The organism is Streptomyces sp. NPDC021562 (assembly GCF_040640875.1).
GTDB lineage: Bacteria > Actinomycetota > Actinomycetes > Streptomycetales > Streptomycetaceae > Streptomyces.
This window is the reverse complement of record NZ_JBFACN010000005.1, coordinates 165,135-183,100: the sequence shown is the minus strand read 5'-3', so window position 1 is coordinate 183,100 and position 17,966 is coordinate 165,135. Positions and strand designations below refer to the sequence as shown.

Genomic DNA, 17,966 nt, shown 5'->3' with positions numbered 1-17,966 from the left:
TACCCAACGCCCGGTGCACTTCCGCAGGCACGGCACACCGGCCCGCGTCGACCCCCGTCGACCGGTGCGGGTAGGGATCAGGTGGCCGGCGGCCCCGCCGGATCCGCCGGCTCCGCCGGGAACCGGTCCACGGGCCCCAGCTCGAACCAGACGGTCTTGCCGGTGGCCGTCCGCGTGCTGCCCCAGGCGTCCGCGAGGAGGTCGACGAGTTCCGTGCCCCGGCCGCCCTCGTCGTCGGGTTCGGCGGCGCCGAGCACCGGGCCGGTCGACTCGGTGTCCTCGACCTCGCACAGCAGCCGGCCCCGGCACAGCTGGAGGTTGAGCCTCAGCGGCCCCCGCGTGTGGCGCAGGGCGTTGGTGACCAACTCGCTGACGAGAAGTTCCGCGGCGTCCGCGAGGTCACCCACGTCCCACTCGCTCAACTGGGCCGTCACCAGCCGCCGGGCCCGGCGCACCGAGGTGAGCTCCCGCGCCAGGGGCCAGGAGGCGTCCCACGCGGTGGCCCGCCCCCGGGGGGCGTCGAACGGCCGCAGGGGTGCGAGCACACGCGACCACAGCGCCCACTGCCTGGCGAACCAGGAAGGAGCGGCGCCGTGGACGGGCCGGTCCTCCCCGGGGGCGGCGAAGTCGAAGGCTTGGGCGGTCATGGCGAATCAATCCTTGAGGGAGGACGACGGTGGCAGCGTGCGTCGTGCGTGAAGCGGCCGCTACATTCAAATATAGACGTAATGGATGCTACGGTAAATACCTTCACAAGAGTTACTAAACGGTCACCTCGACGTCCACCGCTCACGCATCGCGCGCATCTCATGTATCTCCGGCCCCTCACGCATCGCCAGCACCACCTCACGCACCAGGAGCCCGCATGCCCCGCCCGTCCGACCCGGCGAAACGGCAGGCCCTGCTCGCCGGCATCCGCGCATACGTCCTGCGCAACGGCCTCGCGGACCTCTCGCTGCGTCCGCTCGCCCAGGCGCTGGGGACCAGCGACCGCATGCTGCTGTACTACTTCGGCACCAAGGAACGCATGATCACCGAGGCGGTCTCGCTCTACGATCGCCGCCCCCTCCTGCGCGCCCGCACCCTGCTGGACACCGTCGGCACCCCCTCGGACGTCCAGGGCCTGCGCCGTTTCATGGAGGAGCTGTGGCGCAACTTCAGCGACCCCGAGGTGCGCGCCGCGCTCCCCCTCTACCTGGAGGTGATGAGCGCCAGCGTGCTCCACCCGGACCGCTACGGTCCCGTCATGCGCGACATCGTCACCGAGTGGACCGACATGATCGCGTCGATCCTGCGCAACCTGGGCCTGTCCGAACACCGCTCCCGAACCCAGGCCACCCTCCTGACGGACGCCTCCCTGGGCCTCCTGCTCGCCCCTCTCGCGGACGGCCACTGGGGCCGGGCGGAGGCGGCCTTCCACGCCCTCCTCGACACCCTGGAGCCGGGCTGGACGACCTGACCCGCAGTCAGGTGTCGGGGGCCGATCAGGGTCTGCTCAGGGGCGTTCCCTGATGAGGCGGACCGCCGGCGCGGACGAGACTGATGGCCGGGCCGCTCGACCGCCGGTCCGACCCTCACGAGTACGGAGCCCCTCATCGTGAACAACTCTGCCCGCCGGACCCGTTGGGCCACCCTGGCGGCCTGCTGCGGCCTGCTGGCCACCCTGGCCACGGGGGTGGCCCGGCCCGCCTCCGCCACCCCGTCGGAGACGGCCCACGCCTCCGCCACCGCACCGTTGCCCGGCCTGGACCCGGTCGCGCTGCAGGCGGCCATCGGCGGCCTGCCGAACGCTGACGTCACCGGCGCGCTGCTACGGATCACCGGTCGTGCGGGCCACTGGTCGGGCACCTCGGGTGTGGGCGACCTGGAGACCGGCCGTGGCGTGCCGCCCGACGCCCACATCCGCATCGGCAGCATCTCGAAGGTCTTCACCGCCACGATCGTTCTCCAGCTCGCCGCCGAGCACCGGATCGACCTGGACGCGCCCGTCCAGCGGTACCTGCCGGGCGTCCTGCCCAAGGGCCTGCCTCCCGTCACGGTCGGCCAGTTGCTCAACCACACCAGCGGCCTGCCGCGCGGCGCCGACACCCCGGACTTCGGCGACGGCAGCCCCGAGTGGTTCGCCGCCAACCGACTGAAGAGCTTCTCCCCGCAGCGGGTGATCGACCTGATGGCGGGCCGGCCGATGCAGTTCACGCCGGGCACCGCACAGCAGTACAACGGGGAGAACTACTACGTCGCCGGTGTGCTGATCGAGAAGATCACCGGCCGCACCTTCGCCGACGAGGTCCGCTCCCGGATAACCCGGCCGCTCGGCCTGCGCGACACCTACGTCCCCGACGCCGACGACCCGCGGCTGCCCAGCCCGCACTCCCACGGCTATCTGACGGTGAGGTCCACGGACGGCACCACGCACCCGGTGGACGTCACCGAACAGAGCCCGTGGCCCTGGGCCGAGGGCGGCATGATCTCCACCCCCGGCGACCTGGACCGTTTCATGACCGCCCTCTTCCGCGGCCGCTTCCTGCCACCGGTCCAGGAGGCCGAGCTCTTCACGGTCCCCGACGTCCCCAGTTTCCACAGCAGCCAGTGCCGCACCGAGGCCGACGCCGGCCGGGCCTGCATGACCATGGGCCTGATGCGGGTCCAGGCCTCCGACGGTGTTGTGGTCTGGGGCAAGACGGGCTCCCGCCCCGGCTACACCAGCGGCGTGTTCGCCACCCGCGACCTCTCCCGCAAGATCATCTACTCCCTCAACCCCAGGAACCTCGACGGCACCGAGATCCGCTACGTCCAACGGATAGCCGCCGCCTCCTTCGGCACCGTGGTCCCGGCGGGCGGCTGACCCCGAAGCCGGTCCGACACCTGGCCGTCGGCTGCCCGCGCGGCGCCTCAGCGGGCACGTTTCCAGGCGGCGACCGCCGCCCAGCCGAGGAGTGCGCTGATGAGAAGGTCGCCGACGACCGAGACGGTATCCGCTTCGTCGACGGCGCTGACGACACCGCCGATCGCGACACTGGCGAGGAGCAGTCCGAGCAGCAGCCAGACGAGTTTCACGGGTCCCCCAGAAAAGCGGCGAGCTCGACACCTTAGCGGTTGGGTGCGCATCGGATTTCGAACCCCTGGGCGGCGGCGAAGGAGGCCCTGACCCGGCCCTCCGGCCTGCCGCAGGGACCCCAAGGAGGCCGGCGGCCCGCGGAAGCCCACCGGTCCCCTGGAGCCCAGGCCCCGCCGAGCCACCGGGAGCCCGCCGTTCGAGAGAATGTGACCTGTTCGGAGACGGCGACGTGGGAGACGGCTATGGCGGGCGACAGCGGTCCGGTGACACTGCGCGGGATCGCGGACCGGCTCGGGCTGCACGTCTCGACGGTCTCCCGGGTCCTCAACGGCCCGTCCGGGGAGCAGGGCCGCGCCGCGTCGGGCGAGACGGCGCGACGGATCCGGGAACTGGCCGACGAACTCGGTTACCGGCCCAACCCGCACGCCACCAGCCTGCGCACCCGGCGCAGCAACGTGGTGGGAGTGCTGTTCCCCCGGCTGTCGGAGATCGTGGTGGCCACCATCTACGAGGGCGTGGAGGAGGAGGCGACCCTGCGGGGACTGTCCACCTTCGTCACCAACACCCATGACGATCCCGCCATCCAGCGCGAGCGGATCGGCATGGTCCTCGGGCGCCGGGTGGACGGTCTCGTCATCGGCGACGCACACCTGGACGGGGCCGTGCTCGCCGACCCCGCCCTGGACGGCACGCCCTTCGTGCTGGTCAACCGCCGCACGGACACCGGCCTCCCGGCGGTCACCTGTGACGACCCGCTGGGCGGCAGGCTCGTGGCCGAGCACTTCCTGGCCCTCGGCCACCGCCGGGTGGCCGTCGTCGCCGGTGAACCCTTCGCCAGCACCGGCACCGACCGCACCACCGGCTTCACCGACCGCTACCGCGAGGCGGGCCTGCCGCTGCCTCCGCACCGGGTGCGGCACTGCCGCTTCGACACCGCAGGCGGGCACCAGGCCGCCGTCGAACTGCTGAGCCTCCCCGACCGGCCCACCGCGATCTTCGCCGTCAACGACCTCGCCGCGATCGGCGTCATGGGCGCCGCCCGCGACCTGGGCCTGCGGCTGGGTGAGGACCTCGCGCTGGCCGGGTTCAACGACACCCCGCTCGCCGCCGAACTGCCCGTCCCGCTCACCAGCGTGCACTCCCCGATGGCCGAACAGGGGCGCCGTGCGGTACGGCTGCTCCTGCGCCGTATCGCGGGCGAGCCCGTCGCCTCGGAGGCGCTCACACCCGAACTCGTGGTGCGGACCTCCACCGGCACACCGATCGGCCCGAGCCTGCGGTGAGCGACGCGGCCTAACTCGACTACCGAACCCGCCCGTTGGATTCAGCGGAACTCCATGGGCAAGGTCGCCCAAACGATTGGCGCAATCGTTTGGGTAGCGCATACTGGCTACTCGGCGCACGTCCGGATCCGGCGTTGGGGGAGACTCGATGAGGTGGTTGGGCAGAGGGCACGGAACGCCGTCGGGCCGTCGCGCGCTCGTCGAGGCGCTGCGCGAGGGCGGCGAGGCGGCTGAGCTGACCGGCCGCCAGGGCGACGCGCGCAGGGCCGCCGAGCGATACGGAGAACTCGTCGCGCGGGCGGAGGACGTGCTGGGACCGCGGAACCCGCAAACCCTGGCGCTACGACACCAACTCGCCCACTGGACCGGTGAGTCGGGTCAGCCCGAGGCCGCGGTCCAGTTGTTCGTACGCCTGCTGGCCGACCGGGAGCGGATCCAGGGACCACGCCACCCGGACACCGAACTGGCCCGGCACCAACTCGCCCACTGGCACGGCCGGTCGGGCCGGCCCGAGGAGGCCGTGCGCCGCTACGAGGCGATGCGCCGGGCCGCCGAGCGGGAGAACCGCACCGAGACCGCCCTCACCCTGCTGTGCGAGGTGGGCTACTGGCAGCAGAAGAGCGGCGACAACGCGGCCGCGCTGCGCGCCTTCTCCCAGATGCTGGCGACCGCCCAGCAGAACTTCGGCCCCACCCACCAGCTGGTCAGCATCGCCCGCCAGCGCTACGTCGAGGTCGCGGGCGTACTGCCGTTCGGCAACGAGGGCGGTGAGGAAGGACTGCGGGACTTCTTCGCGACGGCCGCCGCGGTCGAAGCCGCCGGGGACTTCGCGCGCGCCGGCCGGATGTACGGGCAGATAGCCGTACGGGCCGAGGAGCTCCACGGCCCGGCCGGCTCCGAGGTCCTCTCCGCGCTCGTCGCGCAGGCGAAAGCGGCGGTGCGGGCGGAGGACCACGCCACGGCCGTCGAGTGCTTCGACAAGGTGCTCGCGTGCCTGGAACTCCAGGGCCAGTTGCCGGGCTCGCCGGTGTACGACACCTTGCGCGGGCAGCGCGACGGGCTCGCCCGGATGGTCGGCCGCACCGTACTGCGCGTCGCGCAGCGGACCGCGACGCTGCTGGCGGAGACGGTGCAGACGGCGCCGGACACGGCGTGCGCGGTGCTGGCGTGCGCGGCCGGCGCGGCCGTCGCGAACCGCCTCGCGGTCGTGAACGACATCGCGGACGAACCGGCGTGGCGCGCCTGGACGGCGGAGCAGTGGAAGGACGTGCTGCGGGGCCTGACCGAGCAGGGGTACGAGGTGGCGGCCCTGTGCTTCACCCGCGACGACCTGCGGCCGACCCCGCAAGAGGGTTTCGTGTGCGCGGAGTTGGGACTGCCGGGCGTCTTCGTGTCCCGGATGAGCGACGAGAACGTGCAGATCCAGGCGTACGTCTTCGAGGACGGCGGCCCGGAGCCGGCGCGGACGCAGCAGAAGGCGGCGTTCGTCGTGGTGGAGGACGAGCAGGCGGAGCGGACGGCCACGGGTGAGGAAGGGCCGCGCGAGCGGGCGTCGGCCGCGCAGGACGGCCGGATCGCGTTCCACCCGCAGGCGGCCGCCATCGGCACCTGGCGGGAGATGGAGCGGGCGCGGCCCGCGGCTGGTGCGGGCGGGGCGGACCAGCCGACGGTCTTCGGTACGTACGAGGTCCTGGAGTGCGTCGGCGAGGGCGGTTTCGGGCGGGTCTACCTGTGCCAGGACGCCGACGGGCTGATGGTCGCCGTCAAGACGCTGCACGCGCACCTCGCGGCGGCTCCCCCGATCAAGCGGGGCTTCGCCCACGAGGTGCGGGCGGCCCAGCGGGTCGACGGACGGTTCACCGTGCCGGTGATCGCGGCGGACACGGACGGTGCGACCCCGTGGATGGCGGTGCCGTACGTGGCCGCCCCTTCGTTGCAGGAACTCGTCGAGCACTGCGGCCGGTTGGAGCCCGGCCTGGTGCGCTCGCTGGGGGCGGGCATCGCCGTCGCCCTGAGCGCCATCCACGCCCAGGGCATCGTGCACCTCGATCTCAAGCCGGCCAACGTGCTGCTGACCGAGGACGGACCGCGCGTCATCGACTTCGGCATCGCCCAGATCGAACGGCTCACCGAGCCACGGCGCGGCTTCGCCGGCACGTACGCGTACGCCTCGCCCGAGCAGTTGCGCGAACAGGCCGCCTTCACTCCTGCGAGCGACGTCTTCTCCCTGGGGACCGTCCTCGCCCGCCTGGCCCTGGGACGCAGCCCCTGGGGCCGGGACACGCCGTCCGTGGTCGCCCACATTCGATCCGGCACCCCCGATCTCGCCGGGCTGCCGAAGGACCTCGCGGAATTGGTCCGCCGGTGTCTGCACCCCGACCCGGAACGGCGGCCGACGGCTGGTGAGGTGGCCGAGGCGCTGGTGCCCGGAGCCGGTGCGGGCAGGCTCGGTCCGCCGTCGCTGCCCGAGCGGGCGCGGACCCTGGTCGCCGAGCACGCCACCACGCCCACCACCCGCCGGGCGAGAACCCAGGCCCTCACCCGGCCCCTCACCACCGAGGACACCACCTGGCCCACACCGCACCCGCCCCCCACCCCACCCGCCCCCACGGCCCCGGCCCCGGCCACGCCCGCAACCACCGTCCCGGCCACCCCCGCCGACACCACGCTCCCGGCCCCGACCCCGAACACACCCGCCGACAGCACAGTGACGGCGCCGGCCAGCCCCGCCGACACCACACTCCCGGCCCCGACCCCGGCCGCCCCCACGGCCCCCACCCCGACCACCCCCGCCGACACCACCGCCCCGGCCCCGGCGGCCGAGTCCTCGCCGGAGCCGGACGGTGGTGCGGGGGTCAGGACGGCGGCTGGAGAACCGAGTCGATGACGTAGATCGTGGCGTTCGCGGCCTTGATGTTGCCGCAGACGATGCTCGCCTTGCCGTTGACCTTGAAGTTGCTGCCCGACCCCGACGTGGTCAGCTTGCCGCCCTCGACCGTCGTGAAGGAGCCGTTGGAGAGCTCACTCGGGGTGATCTGCTTGTCCACGACGTGGTAGGTCAGCACCTTCTTCAGCTGCCCCTCGTTGCTGAGGAGCGAGGAGAGCTGCGACGTGGTCACCTTCTGGAAGGCCTGGGCGTTGGGGGCGAAGACGGTGATCGCGGGTTTCCCGTCGAGGGTCCCGTTCAGCCTGGCCCGGACCAGGGCCGAGACCAGTTGGCTGAGCTGGGGGTAGGCGGCCGCGGCCTCCACGACCTTGTCCTTGGCCGTGTTGGCCTTCTGGGAGAGCGCCGAGCAGCCGGAACCGAACGTCCCCGAGGGGCTGGGAGACGCGCCCTGAGCCTGGCTCGGGGACGCCAGGCCCCCGAACGCGAGCGGGACGGCGACCAGGACGGCCGCCGTTGCCTGGGCGGTACGCATGCGGGTGAACCTCATCGCAACCTTCCTCCCGTGGAAGCCTCCCGTGGAGGCGTGAACACTGCAGAGGTCTGGGACTGCGGAACTCTTCGTTTCCGCGGGCGGGGTGAGGCGCGTGCCGCGCCACGGCCCTGGGCCATGGTCACCCGGCCACTGAGCGAGCGTATCCAGCAGGTGTGGTCACCGCATCTCGAGGTGGCACCCCCGTACGCACATCCCGTCCCACCCGAGATTGCAACCGGACCGGGGCGTGCGCGCGGTTCAGCGGCGCAGGCCCAGCGCGGCTGCCCCCGCGTAGCGGGCCTGCGGACCCAGCTCCTGCTCGATGCGGATGAGCTGGTTGTACTTGGCGGTGCGGTCGGCGCGGGACAGCGAACCGGTCTTGATCTGGCCGCAGCCGGTGGCGACGGCGAGGTCGGCGATCGTGGTGTCCTCGGTCTCGCCGGAGCGGTGGGACATGACGACGGTGTAGCCGGCGCGGTGTGCGGTGGCGACGGTGGCCAGCGTCTCGGTGAGGGTGCCGATCTGGTTGACCTTCACCAGCACGGAGTTGGCGATGCCGTCGCGGATGCCGGCCCGCAGCAGGGTCTCGTTGGTGCAGAAGACGTCGTCGCCGGTGAGCTGGCAGCGGTCACCGAGCCGGGCGGTCAGCTCGCGCCAGCCGGCGTGGTCGTCCTCGGCCATCGGGTCCTCGATGGACGCGACGGGGTAGCGGTCGACGAGCGAGGCGAGGTGGTCGGCGTGTTCGGCGGGGCTGCGGCGGACGCCCTCGCCCGTGTAGTCGTACACCCCGTCGTGGAAGAACTCCGAGCTCGCGGGGTCCATGACGAGGGTGATGTCGGTGCCGGGCTTGTAGCCGCTCTCCTCGACGGCGCGTACGACGAAGTCGAGGGCCTCCTCGGCGGTGCGCAGGTCGGGGGCGAACCCGCCCTCGTCGCCGACGTTCACGCTGTGGCCGGTGGCGAGCAGGCCCCGGCGCAGGGTGTGGAACACCTCGGAGCCCATGCGGACGGCCTCGGCGAAGGTGGCCGCGCCGATCGGGGCGATCATGAACTCCTGGAAGTCGAGCGGGTTGTCGGCGTGCGCTCCGCCGTTGACGATGTTCATCATCGGTACGGGCAGGAGGCGGGCGTCGACCCCGCCGACGTAGCGGTAGAGCGGCAGGCGGTGCGCGGCCGCGGCGGCCTTGGCGGTGGCCAGGGAGACGCCGAGCAGCGCGTTGGCGCCGAGGCGGGCCTTGGTGTCGGTGCCGTCCAGCTCGGTCATCGTACGGTCGACGGTCGCCTGGTCCTCCGCGTCGAGCCCGGTGACCGCGTCCGCGATGCTCTCGTTCACGGCGTCGACCGCGCGCCGTACGCCCTTGCCGTGGAAGCGGGCCGGGTCGCCGTCGCGGAGTTCCACGGCCTCCCGGGCTCCGGTGGACGCGCCGGACGGGACGGCGGCGCGGCCGAGCGAACCGTCCCTGAGCTCGACGTCGACCTCGACGGTGGGGTTGCCCCGGCTGTCGATGATCTCCCGTGCGACGACCCGGCTGATGGCGGTCATGGTGCAACTCCTCACGCTGGGCCCGCGGATCGGATACCGTCGGGCGGTAAGTTTCGCTCAGAAACAAAGTGAGTCCCGAAAGGGAACTTACTATGGCCCCATGAGGATGCACAACGCGGACGACACCTGCGGCGTGGCTCAGGCCGCCCTGGTGCTCGGGGACTGGTGGAACGTGCTGGTGCTGCGGGAGGTCGCCCGCGGGCACGTCCGCTTCGACGCGCTGGCCGCCGAACTCGGCCTGTCCCGAAAGGTGCTCACCGAGCGGCTCGGCCGGCTGGTCGCCCAGGGAGTGCTGCGGCGCAGCCTCTACCAGCGGCGCCCGGTGCGGTACGAGTACCTGCTCACCGACGCCGGCGAGGCGCTGGTGCCGGTGCTGGTCGCCATGCAGGACTGGGGCGACCGGTGGGTGCTCGGCGACGGCACGCTCACCGCGACGGCGGCGGAAGACGGCGCCGAACACACCCGCGTGCACGCGCTCGTCGGCACCCGCCTGCCCAGGGACCTCCGGCTCCCCGCCACCGGAGCCGAGACGCCCCTCCTCGCCCCCGACGCCCGCGCCACCGTCCTGTTCACCTACCCCGGCACGGGCGCCGAGCGGGACCCGATCCCGGGGGCCGTCGCCCCCGCGCCGGAGACGCGGCTCTTCCGGGACGCCTGGCCGGACTTCCGCCGGGCGGGTGTGGACGTGCGCGGGATCAGCAGCCAAACCGCCGACGAGCAAACGGAGTTCGCGCGGACCGAGGAGATCCCGTACCCGCTGCTGTCCGACATCGACCAACGCTTCACGGCCGCCCTGCGGTTGCCGGTCTTCCGCGTCGACGGCCGATTCCGGCACAAGCGGCTGATCCTGGTCGTCGACGCCGAACGGACCGTACGGCAGGTGCTCTTCCCCGTCACCGACACCCCGCACGCCGTCACCGAGACCCTGCGCCTGGCAACGGCCTGCGCGCGCCAGGCCGATCTACCCCGATGGGATGAACCCACCAGGTAGGCGGCAACCGCACGCCATCCCCATCAGCAGACGGCACGACCCAGGGGGACCCGTGACGAACCGGCGGCCGCGGCATCCCCGGCTGGGGGATCCTGAATGGGTCGGCCCGCAGCCGCCGAAAAAGGGACCCTGCGCGGGGAAGGTCATCGGTCTCGGCTGTCCGGGCTCCGGCAGCAGCTCCTCCGCGTCCCGGTCCGAGGCCCCCAAGAGCGCGCACGGCCCTGGACGGGACAGACGCCCCAGCTCCCCGACCGCCCCCGGAAGGCCGTGCCGCGAGCGGCGGAACCGGCCGGATTCGAACCGGCGTCCTCGCGATTTTGGAGACCGCGCGCGACGACCTCTGCGCTACGGCTCCGCCCGGCGGGGATCCTAACGCGCGCCGCGCTCCGGCCCGTAGCCGGTTTCGCCCTCCCCGGCACCGGGCTGCGTGGCTTGCGCCCGGCATCACCCGTGCTGTCCCGACGGCCGGAGCCGTCTCGCCTGGAGACCCGCGCGAACGGACGGCCGTGCCAGGTGGCGCCCTCGTTCGTTCGCCCGTCCGGGTTGTGACCGTGACGCCGAAGAACATTTGTCGACCGCTGATCCCCTCGGCCGTTCGTTCTCGCGGCTAGGGTGCGAAGAGTCGCCCGGAAGTGGCCGGGACCGTCGGGGAGCCCGGAACGGAGAGCAACGTGACATCCTCGTCCCTGGTCCGCGGAATCCGGATGGCGTCCCTTGTGCTGGCGACGACGGTCACCGCCGCCTCCGTCGCCGGCTGCACCGTGGAGGCCCGCACGGTGACACGGATCACGTCGACCACTCAAGGCAGCCCGCTTCTCGCCGAGGTCGCCCGGCAGATCGCCCTGCCGGCGAAGACCTGGACGGCGTCGGGCACCCACACGGCCAAGGGGTACACGACCGAGGCGGCCAAGACTGTCAATGTCGAGGGCATGAAGGCCGACTGCGTCAACATCAACATCAATAAGAAGCTGAGCGCCCAATTCCGCAGCGACGTGTTCGGTCCTGGCATGAAGGGGTTCTTCTACAAGTGCCAGAAGGCGGCGCCGGACACCAACCGGTACTGGTTCACCATCAGTTCCGCGGACCGTACGCAGATCGACAGGCTCTGCGACCCGACCACCAGGTACCCGATCGTCCACGACGCGCAACACGACACCTACTGGATCGACGAGCCGTTCACATGCACCACCCGGACCGGCCCCTCGTAGGACATCGGCCAGGACCCGGCGCCCGGATCTGCACAGCAAAGGTGCAACTGCGACACAGGTCAGTTCGGTTGATGCCGAGTTGTCCGACTCGGAGCGGACGTGACAACAGCTGCCGGTTTCCATGTGCAGCACCACATGTAGAGACGCTGCCCTGAATTCGTGTGCGCGCGTGCACGGATGAGTGGCAGACCGTTGCAACTGCGCGGCTGAGAACGGCGACCGACTGGATGCCGGGCATGCTCCGTGATTTGATCCTTCGCGCCGCAGGGATCACGCCAAGTGTCCGGAAAGGATCGGCGCGGGCTGAGGTCGCGGCCGACCGTCCGTCCCCCACTTGGACGCTCCCCCTTGTGGAACATCCATACGAAGGGCAGTTTCATGATGAACTCCGCTCCCCAGGTTCAGACCCTCGAAATCTCCGACACAGAGCTCGACGCCGTCTCCGGTGGCCTGAGCCCGCAGGTCGGTGTCACCGCCGGCCCCACGGCGCTCAGCAGCTCGGACCTCGCGGCTCAGTTGGGCACGGTCAAGGACGAGGTCCTGGACACCGTCGGTCAGTACCACCAGGTGGGACTCACCGTCTCCTTCTGATCGCCAGATCGCCGGACTCCCTCGCCGGGTGATCGCGGTTGTCGCAGCAACAAGCCCCCTGCCCGTGGTTTCCCTCTGGTAGGGGGCTTGGTCGTCAAGGTTGTCCGCGCGGGCGTCTCCAGCTCATGGTCGTCGCCGAGGGACCCTTTCGCGCGGAGCGCCGTTCCGCAGGAGAGCGGGGCGGCGCTTGGATATCCGGAAAAGCGCGCAGCCGCTCGATCTTCCGTCCGGTCGCTTCGTACGCCGCCCGCGCCGCCCGGGAAGCCGCCCATCGCGACGGGGCCCTGCGCACGGCCGCCGCCGACATGTGACGTCTGCCGCTTTCCGACGGCCGGTTCGACGCCGTCGTCTGCGCGGACACGCCCTGCCCGACCTGCTGATGGAGCAGGATGTCCACGTGGGTCCAGCGCCCCGCTGACGGAAGACAACGGACCGTTGTCTTCCAGCTCTGGCACTGGCACGAGGACGGCGAGCACTACGACGTGGAGCACTTCCACCTGCTGCCGACGAGCGGAGAATGGCGGCGTCTGAACCGGGGAAACGCCCCTCCGCGGTTCTCACGTGGCGACAAGTGCTTGGCGGCCAGGTCCTCGGCAGGGTCGAGGGCATCAGGGGCTCGACGAGACCCGGAGTGTTCAGGTACCGAGAGCTCGGACGGGCGCACGGATGTGGAAGGATCGGTCCGTGAATGTGCTTCCCCCGTCCGGTGCGGGTGCGGGTGCGGGTGCGGGTGCGGCAGGCGGCGGTGAACTGCGGCGTGTTCTGGAGCGCTTCGACGTCGGCGTCGTAGTGCGCCGGATGGAGGCCGAGTTCGGCCGATTGCCGGCCTACACCAGGTTCGAGTGGCCGGTGGACCGCACGGCCGTGGTGCGCTGGAACGTCGACCTCGTACTGCGCTGGCTGGTCAACGGGATCCCGCCGGACAGTTACCTCCGGTCCGAACTGCATGAGTTCCTGCGCGCCCGCGCTGTCGCCGGCCAGCCGATCGAGGACAGCATTCTGGTCTACCGCCGTGGTGCGCGGATGCTCTGGGAGGCGCTGCTCGACCTGGCGGGTGACGAGGACCGGGCGGTGCTCGTCGCTGAATGGGACACGGTCTGGGGCTGTCTGGAGGACTACCTCGACCTGGTGGTGGACGTGTTCGCGCGGGCCTACGCCGACCAGCGGGACGCGCCGTCCACGGCCGGAGACCGGCGCGCCCGAGCCCTGTTCGACCGGTTGTGCGCGCGGCTGCCGGTCACGATCGAGGACCGGGACCGGGCCGCCCGGCTCGGGTTCGACCTGGCGGAACCGTACCGCCCCTTCACCGCCCTGCTGGCCGGGGCCACGGTCGCCGGGCATGCCGATCTCGCGTCGCGGCTGCGTACGGCAGGGGTGCTCGCGTTCACCGAGGGGCTCCGGGTGACCGGGCTGACACCACCCGGGTTCGGCTGGGGAGCGTTTCTTGAGGACCCGCGGCTGATCCTGGCCCAGGACCCGCCACTCGCCCGCGACCGGCTCGGCGCGGCGGCCGACGGCCTGCGCGCGTTGCTCGCGATCGCGGCCCGGTCCGGACGCCGGGGCCGGGTACACGCCGACGACTACCTGCCCGAACTACTGCTGGCCGACTCCCCAGAAGCCTCCGACCGGATCGTCCGGCGGGTCTTCGGTCCACTGGAGCGGGCCGATGCCGTGGATCTGGCGGACACGCTGCGGTGCCTCGCCGTCCACGGCTTCGACAGCACCGCGGCAGCGGCCGCCATGCCAGTGCACCGCAACACACTGCTGTACAGGGTGGGCCGGATCGAGAAGGTGACCGGTCTGTCGCTCAAGGACCAGCGGGACCGCACCCTCGTGCTGCTCGCCGTGACCTGGGAGACCGTCGCCCCCGACGTACGGTCGTCCTCCAGGAGGCCGGAAGCCTTCGACTAGGTCCCGACGCGCCACGGGCAACCCGTCCGGGAAGGCCGCGTGACCGCTTCGGGACCGGGACCGAACTCGGAGGCCGAGGAGAAGACCGACCCCGCGGGGGACGGAGTCAGGCCGGTCGGGCGACACCCCGGATCCGACGTGCCAGGCCGAGCTGCATGGCGCCGAGCATGATCAGCCACAGCCCGGCCAGGAAGGACAGCGTCAGCAGGGACAGCCCCGGCCAGACCAGCAGCGTCAGGCCGGCCAGGACACCGAGCAGCCCGATGAAGACGTTCCATGCGCGTCCGGCCAGGCCGGGATGGTCGACCGCCGCGAACACCGCGGTGAAGCCGTCCACGATCCAGTAGACGCCGAGCAGCAGCCCCAGTGCGAGCACCGTGATCAGAATGTGCCGGACCGCGTACAGCCCGAGCAGGAGGCTCACCACGCCGAGGACCGCGGTGAGGGTGCGGGCGGTGCCGGTCTCCCCCAGGCTCGCCGAGCCCACCAGCCGGAAGACCCCGGTGGCGATCAGCTGAGCACCGAGGACCACCGCGAGGACGACGAGAGTCGGACCGGGCCACGCCACGGATATGACGCCGATGACGATCGAGACCAGCCCGTACAGCAGATGCCAGGTCCATGAATCACCCAGGCGGGCGACGGGGCTCTTGTTCATGCCGCGAAGCTATCGGCGCCCCCGTTGGGCGAACTCCCAAAAAGTGGCCGGGCCTTCGTACCCTCGCACAGGACGGAAGGGCGTTGAATGGTGCGGACGGAACGCACATTCGGAGGGGGTCCCGTACCGGTGTCCGCCACGCGCCGGACACCGGCCGCGGTCCCGGGCGGCCCCCGCGGGAAGTGGCCGCCCGGGCAGTGCCCGAGCGTTGCGGAAGCTGTCAGGAAAGACCTGTTCCAGATGCCTAAGCGGGGAGTGCGAGGACATGGCCGGTCCCGTTGACTGGGAAAGCTTCGCCGTGATGACCGGAGGCGCCAGCGGCGCCCTCACCGGCCTGTTGTTCGTCGCGGTGTCCCTCAACGCCAACCGGATCGCCAGACACCCGGTGCTGCGTGCGATCGCGGCGCAGACCCTGGTGCTGTTCGTTGCGCCGCTGGTCATGGCGACGATTCTGCTGGTGCCCCGCCAGGCCGACTGGGCCTTGGGCGCCGAACTCATGGCCGCCGGGCTGGCCGGGGGCCTGAGCCTGCTGGCCATCGGGCGACGCAGGCGCGCTCCGGTCACCGACGACAAGCGACTGACCGGCCTCTTCGACCGCCGTGACACGAGCATCGTCGTCATGCTGCTGTTCGTGGCCGGCGGCGCCGTCCTGGCGTCCGGCAGGCCCGCGGGGCTCTACCTGCTGCTGCCGGCCTCGCTGGTGGCGTTCGTCAGCGGGGTGCTGAGCGCGTGGAACTTCCTGCTCCCCCCGCCGGACATGCTGTAGACGTCTCGCGCCGACGGCCCGTGCCCGACATGTGCCGACAGCACCGAGGCCGACGGTGAGCACGGCAGGGGCCACCCCCGTCCACCGGTGGCCGTCGGCCGCCCCGACACACCAGCCGCACCGGGCGTCCCCGTGGGGCACACCCCTGTGCTTCGGCCGCCACCGGCTGCCATGCGTGGCTGCCTCCCCCGTGTACCGGCGAGAACCGGTCCGCACCGAGCATCTGGAAGGTAACAGCCATGTACGCCACGCCCCGGGCCGGCGTCGGACCCGCGGCGGCCGGGCGTCTGCGCAACGTACTCCACGATCTGGACAGCGAGGCGCTGGCACGGCAGCTGGCCCGCGAGCTGGGCGACACCCCGGCCGGACGAATACCTGGCCATGGCTCCCGGACGGGAGCCATGGAGTACCTCATCCGCCGCAGCCTGGAACTGCTCAGGAACTGGCTGCTCAGCGGACAGGAGCCCGGCGCGCACGTGCTGTCGGACCTGTACGAGGCAGCGCGCGAGGCAGCGCGGAACGGCCTCGCCGCAGAGGACGCGATCCGTGCCTGCTGTGGTGCGGCGCGCACGGTGCGGAGCACCGTGACGGAGGCCGGCCCGCCCGAGGGCGCTGCCTGGCCGCCGCCTCATCTCGAGGTGCCGTGGGCGTTCCTCGACATGGCCCTGACGACCGTCACGCGGGCGTTCGCCGACCAGCGGGACCTGCCGTCCGCCGACGGCGACTCCCGGGCGGCGACGCTGTTCGCCCGGCTCTGCGCCCGCTCGGCGACGACCATAGAGGACCTCGACCGGGCGGAGCGGCTGGGTTTCGAACTCGTCGGCCCCCACTGCCCGTTCGTCGCCGCGATCGACGGTGGCTCGGCCGCCGCGCACGCCGGCCTGGCGGCGCGTCTGCGGTCCGCGGGCGCTCTCGCCTGCACACAGGGGCACCGCGTCGCCGGGCTGACCGGGCCGGGCTTCGACTGGGCGGCCTTCCTCGCCGACAGCGCGCTGATCCTGGCCGCCGAGTCGGCCACCGGCGCCGCCGGGCTCGCGGAAGCGGTGGGCAACCTGCACGACCTGGTCACCCTGGCGGGCCGGGCCGGACGCCGGGGACGGATCCGCCCCGACGACTTCCTGACGGAGCTCATGCTCGCCAACTCCCCCGGGCTGGCCGAGGACATCGTGCGGCGGGTCCTCGGCCGACTGGACGCCGAGGAGCCCTCCGGGACGTTGTCCCAGACACTGCGGTGCCTGGCCGCGCATGGCTTCAACCGGACCGCGGCAGCGGCAGCGCTTCCGGCCCACCGCAACACCCTGCTCTACCGCATCAACCGGATCGAGAAGCTGACCGGCCTCGACCTCGACCGTCACGCACACCGGGAACTGGCCCGGCTGGCCGTCGTCTGGAGGGACACGACAGGCGGCGACACCCTGGGCCGACCCGAATGAGAGTGGGTGGCGGCCGGCACCGCTCGCAGTCGGCGTCTCCAACCCCGTTGCTCTCATGGGTCGTCGCGCACAACAGCGGGACGAATCCTTGGCCCCGTGCACAGTGCGTGTGGTGCCACGCTGACGGCGCAGGACAGAACCGGCCGGGCGTCCGCCCTGACGGCTGCCGTAGCGAGGGAGGCACGCGGGCATGACTTCCGCACCGAACACGATCATCCTGATTCACGGCCTGTGGATGACGCCGCTCGCCTGGGAGCACTGGGTGGCCCGGTACGAGGAGCGCGGATTCACCGTCCTCACGCCCGGATACCCCGGAATCGAGCCGGGGGAGGCCGGGGTGGCGGCGCTTCGCGAGGACGCCTCGGCGATCGCCGGTGTCGGCGTGCGCGAGGTGCTGGATCACCTCACCGCCGTCATAGGCGAACTCGACTCCCCACCGATCATCATGGGGCACTCGTTCGGCGGGACGTTCGCCCAGCTCCTGGTGGGTGCCGGGCTCGGGGCGGCCGGAGTGTCGATCGACGGCGCCGCGGTCAAGGGCGTGAACGCGATGCCGTTCTCGGAGCTCCGCTCGGTCCTGCCGGTCCTGAAGAACCCGGCGAACGCACACCGTGCCGTCCCCCTGACGGCCGAGCAGTTCCACTACGCCTTCACCAACACCCTGGACGAGGACGCCTCCCGACGGGCCTACGACCGTTACGCCGTGCCGACGCCGGCCCGCATCCTCTTCCAGGGCGGCCTCGCGGCCGTCACCCCGCACGCGGCCACCACCTTCGACTTCGCCGACGACGACCGGGCGCCGCTGCTGTTCGTCTCCGGCGGCAGCGACCACATCCTGCCCCCGGTCGTCCAGCGGCAGAACTACGAGAAGAACGCGAAGCACTCGACGGCGGTCACCGCCCACACCGTCTTCGACGGCCGTGACCACTTCACCTGTGGCGAGCCCGGCTGGGAGGCCGTCGCCGACTTCGCCCTCGACTGGGCACTGAGCCCGCGCGCCGGAGTCCTCGACGCCACGCCCGGCGAAACCCGCTGACCGGACAGGTCCGGCGACCAGCCAAGACCAGCCAAGACCAGCCAAGACCAGCCGAGACCGGATAGCACCG

General features: G+C 71.8%; 16 protein-coding genes and 1 tRNA gene. 11 read left to right on the top strand and 6 right to left on the bottom strand.

The features are described from left to right. Nucleotides 1-77: 77 nt before the first annotated feature. Entirely contained in the window at nucleotides 78-647 is a 570-nt protein-coding gene (locus AB0G52_RS09785) for an ATP-binding protein (protein ID WP_361335402.1), read from the bottom strand. Nucleotides 648-865: 218 nt separating this feature from the next. Between AB0G52_RS09785 and AB0G52_RS09780 the strand changes: the two genes are divergently transcribed. Both AB0G52_RS09780 and AB0G52_RS09775 read left to right on the top strand, forming a co-directional pair. Further along, complete coding sequence (locus AB0G52_RS09780) at nucleotides 866-1,459, top strand: TetR/AcrR family transcriptional regulator (RefSeq protein WP_361335399.1); 594 nt, start codon at nucleotides 866-868, stop codon at nucleotides 1,457-1,459. Nucleotides 1,460-1,597: 138 nt separating this feature from the next. Further along, nucleotides 1,598-2,845 carry a serine hydrolase domain-containing protein gene (locus tag AB0G52_RS09775; RefSeq protein ID WP_361335397.1) on the top strand — a complete coding sequence of 416 codons (1,248 nt, stop codon included), beginning with the start codon at nucleotides 1,598-1,600 and terminating at the stop codon, nucleotides 2,843-2,845. 47 nt (nucleotides 2,846-2,892) lie between these two features. Here AB0G52_RS09775 and AB0G52_RS09770 read toward each other — a convergent pair whose 3' ends face one another. Beyond that, a complete protein-coding gene (locus AB0G52_RS09770) occupies nucleotides 2,893-3,057 on the bottom strand; it encodes a hypothetical protein (protein ID WP_165939484.1) in 165 nt (54 codons plus the stop codon). A gap of 243 nt (nucleotides 3,058-3,300) precedes the next feature. Here AB0G52_RS09770 and AB0G52_RS09765 point away from each other — a divergent pair, with 243 nt between their 5' ends. Continuing rightward, nucleotides 3,301-4,341, top strand: coding sequence for a substrate-binding domain-containing protein (locus AB0G52_RS09765; RefSeq protein WP_361335394.1), 1,041 nt, complete (start codon nucleotides 3,301-3,303; stop codon nucleotides 4,339-4,341). 148 nt (nucleotides 4,342-4,489) lie between these two features. Continuing rightward, the gene (locus tag AB0G52_RS09760) at nucleotides 4,490-7,228 is read left to right on the top strand and encodes a protein kinase (RefSeq protein WP_361335391.1); all 2,739 of its coding nucleotides are present in this window, start codon (nucleotides 4,490-4,492) and stop codon (nucleotides 7,226-7,228) included. Here AB0G52_RS09760 and AB0G52_RS09755 read toward each other — a convergent pair. Beyond that, nucleotides 7,197-7,775: a fasciclin domain-containing protein gene (locus tag AB0G52_RS09755; RefSeq protein ID WP_361335388.1), complete on the bottom strand. Its 579-nt coding sequence runs from the start codon at nucleotides 7,773-7,775 to the stop codon at nucleotides 7,197-7,199. The two genes, AB0G52_RS09760 and AB0G52_RS09755, sit on opposite strands and share 32 nt — an antisense overlap. Nucleotides 7,776-8,018: 243 nt before the next feature. Next, the gene (gene eno / locus AB0G52_RS09750) at nucleotides 8,019-9,302 is read right to left on the bottom strand and encodes a phosphopyruvate hydratase (RefSeq protein WP_361335386.1); all 1,284 of its coding nucleotides are present in this window, start codon (nucleotides 9,300-9,302) and stop codon (nucleotides 8,019-8,021) included. A 100-nt stretch (nucleotides 9,303-9,402) separates the two neighbouring features. Here eno and AB0G52_RS09745 point away from each other — a divergent pair, with 100 nt between their 5' ends. Further along, nucleotides 9,403-10,293, top strand: a complete 891-nt coding sequence (locus AB0G52_RS09745) for a winged helix-turn-helix transcriptional regulator (protein ID WP_361335383.1) — start codon at nucleotides 9,403-9,405, stop codon at nucleotides 10,291-10,293. Nucleotides 10,294-10,573: 280 nt separating this feature from the next. Here the strand turns inward: AB0G52_RS09745 and AB0G52_RS09740 are convergent. Then, a tRNA-Trp gene (locus AB0G52_RS09740) sits at nucleotides 10,574-10,648 on the bottom strand. Nucleotides 10,649-10,964: 316 nt separating this feature from the next. Here AB0G52_RS09740 and AB0G52_RS09735 point away from each other — a divergent pair. The 3 genes from AB0G52_RS09735 (at nucleotide 10,965) to AB0G52_RS09725 (ending at nucleotide 14,003) form a co-directional block, all read left to right on the top strand. Then, nucleotides 10,965-11,501, top strand: coding sequence for a hypothetical protein (locus AB0G52_RS09735; protein ID WP_361335380.1), 537 nt, complete (start codon nucleotides 10,965-10,967; stop codon nucleotides 11,499-11,501). A 381-nt stretch (nucleotides 11,502-11,882) separates the two neighbouring features. Beyond that, complete coding sequence (locus AB0G52_RS09730; protein WP_132891684.1) at nucleotides 11,883-12,092, top strand: hypothetical protein; 210 nt, start codon at nucleotides 11,883-11,885, stop codon at nucleotides 12,090-12,092. Nucleotides 12,093-12,776: 684 nt separating this feature from the next. Continuing rightward, nucleotides 12,777-14,003 carry a helix-turn-helix domain-containing protein gene (locus tag AB0G52_RS09725; protein ID WP_361335377.1) on the top strand — a complete coding sequence of 409 codons (1,227 nt, stop codon included), beginning with the start codon at nucleotides 12,777-12,779 and terminating at the stop codon, nucleotides 14,001-14,003. Nucleotides 14,004-14,109: 106 nt separating this feature from the next. Here AB0G52_RS09725 and AB0G52_RS09720 read toward each other — a convergent pair whose 3' ends face one another. After that, nucleotides 14,110-14,661 carry a DUF308 domain-containing protein gene (locus tag AB0G52_RS09720; RefSeq protein ID WP_132891540.1) on the bottom strand — a complete coding sequence of 184 codons (552 nt, stop codon included), beginning with the start codon at nucleotides 14,659-14,661 and terminating at the stop codon, nucleotides 14,110-14,112. A 265-nt stretch (nucleotides 14,662-14,926) separates the two neighbouring features. Here AB0G52_RS09720 and AB0G52_RS09715 point away from each other — a divergent pair, with 265 nt between their 5' ends. From AB0G52_RS09715 to AB0G52_RS09705, 3 genes are all read left to right on the top strand, one after another. Beyond that, nucleotides 14,927-15,427 carry a hypothetical protein gene (locus AB0G52_RS09715; protein ID WP_132891539.1) on the top strand — a complete coding sequence of 167 codons (501 nt, stop codon included), beginning with the start codon at nucleotides 14,927-14,929 and terminating at the stop codon, nucleotides 15,425-15,427. 239 nt (nucleotides 15,428-15,666) lie between these two features. Further along, on the top strand, nucleotides 15,667-16,860 hold the full coding sequence (locus tag AB0G52_RS09710; protein WP_361335374.1) for a helix-turn-helix domain-containing protein: 1,194 nt from the start codon (nucleotides 15,667-15,669) through the stop codon (nucleotides 16,858-16,860). 190 nt (nucleotides 16,861-17,050) lie between these two features. After that, nucleotides 17,051-17,896, top strand: a complete 846-nt coding sequence (locus AB0G52_RS09705; protein ID WP_361335371.1) for an alpha/beta fold hydrolase — start codon at nucleotides 17,051-17,053, stop codon at nucleotides 17,894-17,896. Nucleotides 17,897-17,966: the final 70 nt, after the last annotated feature.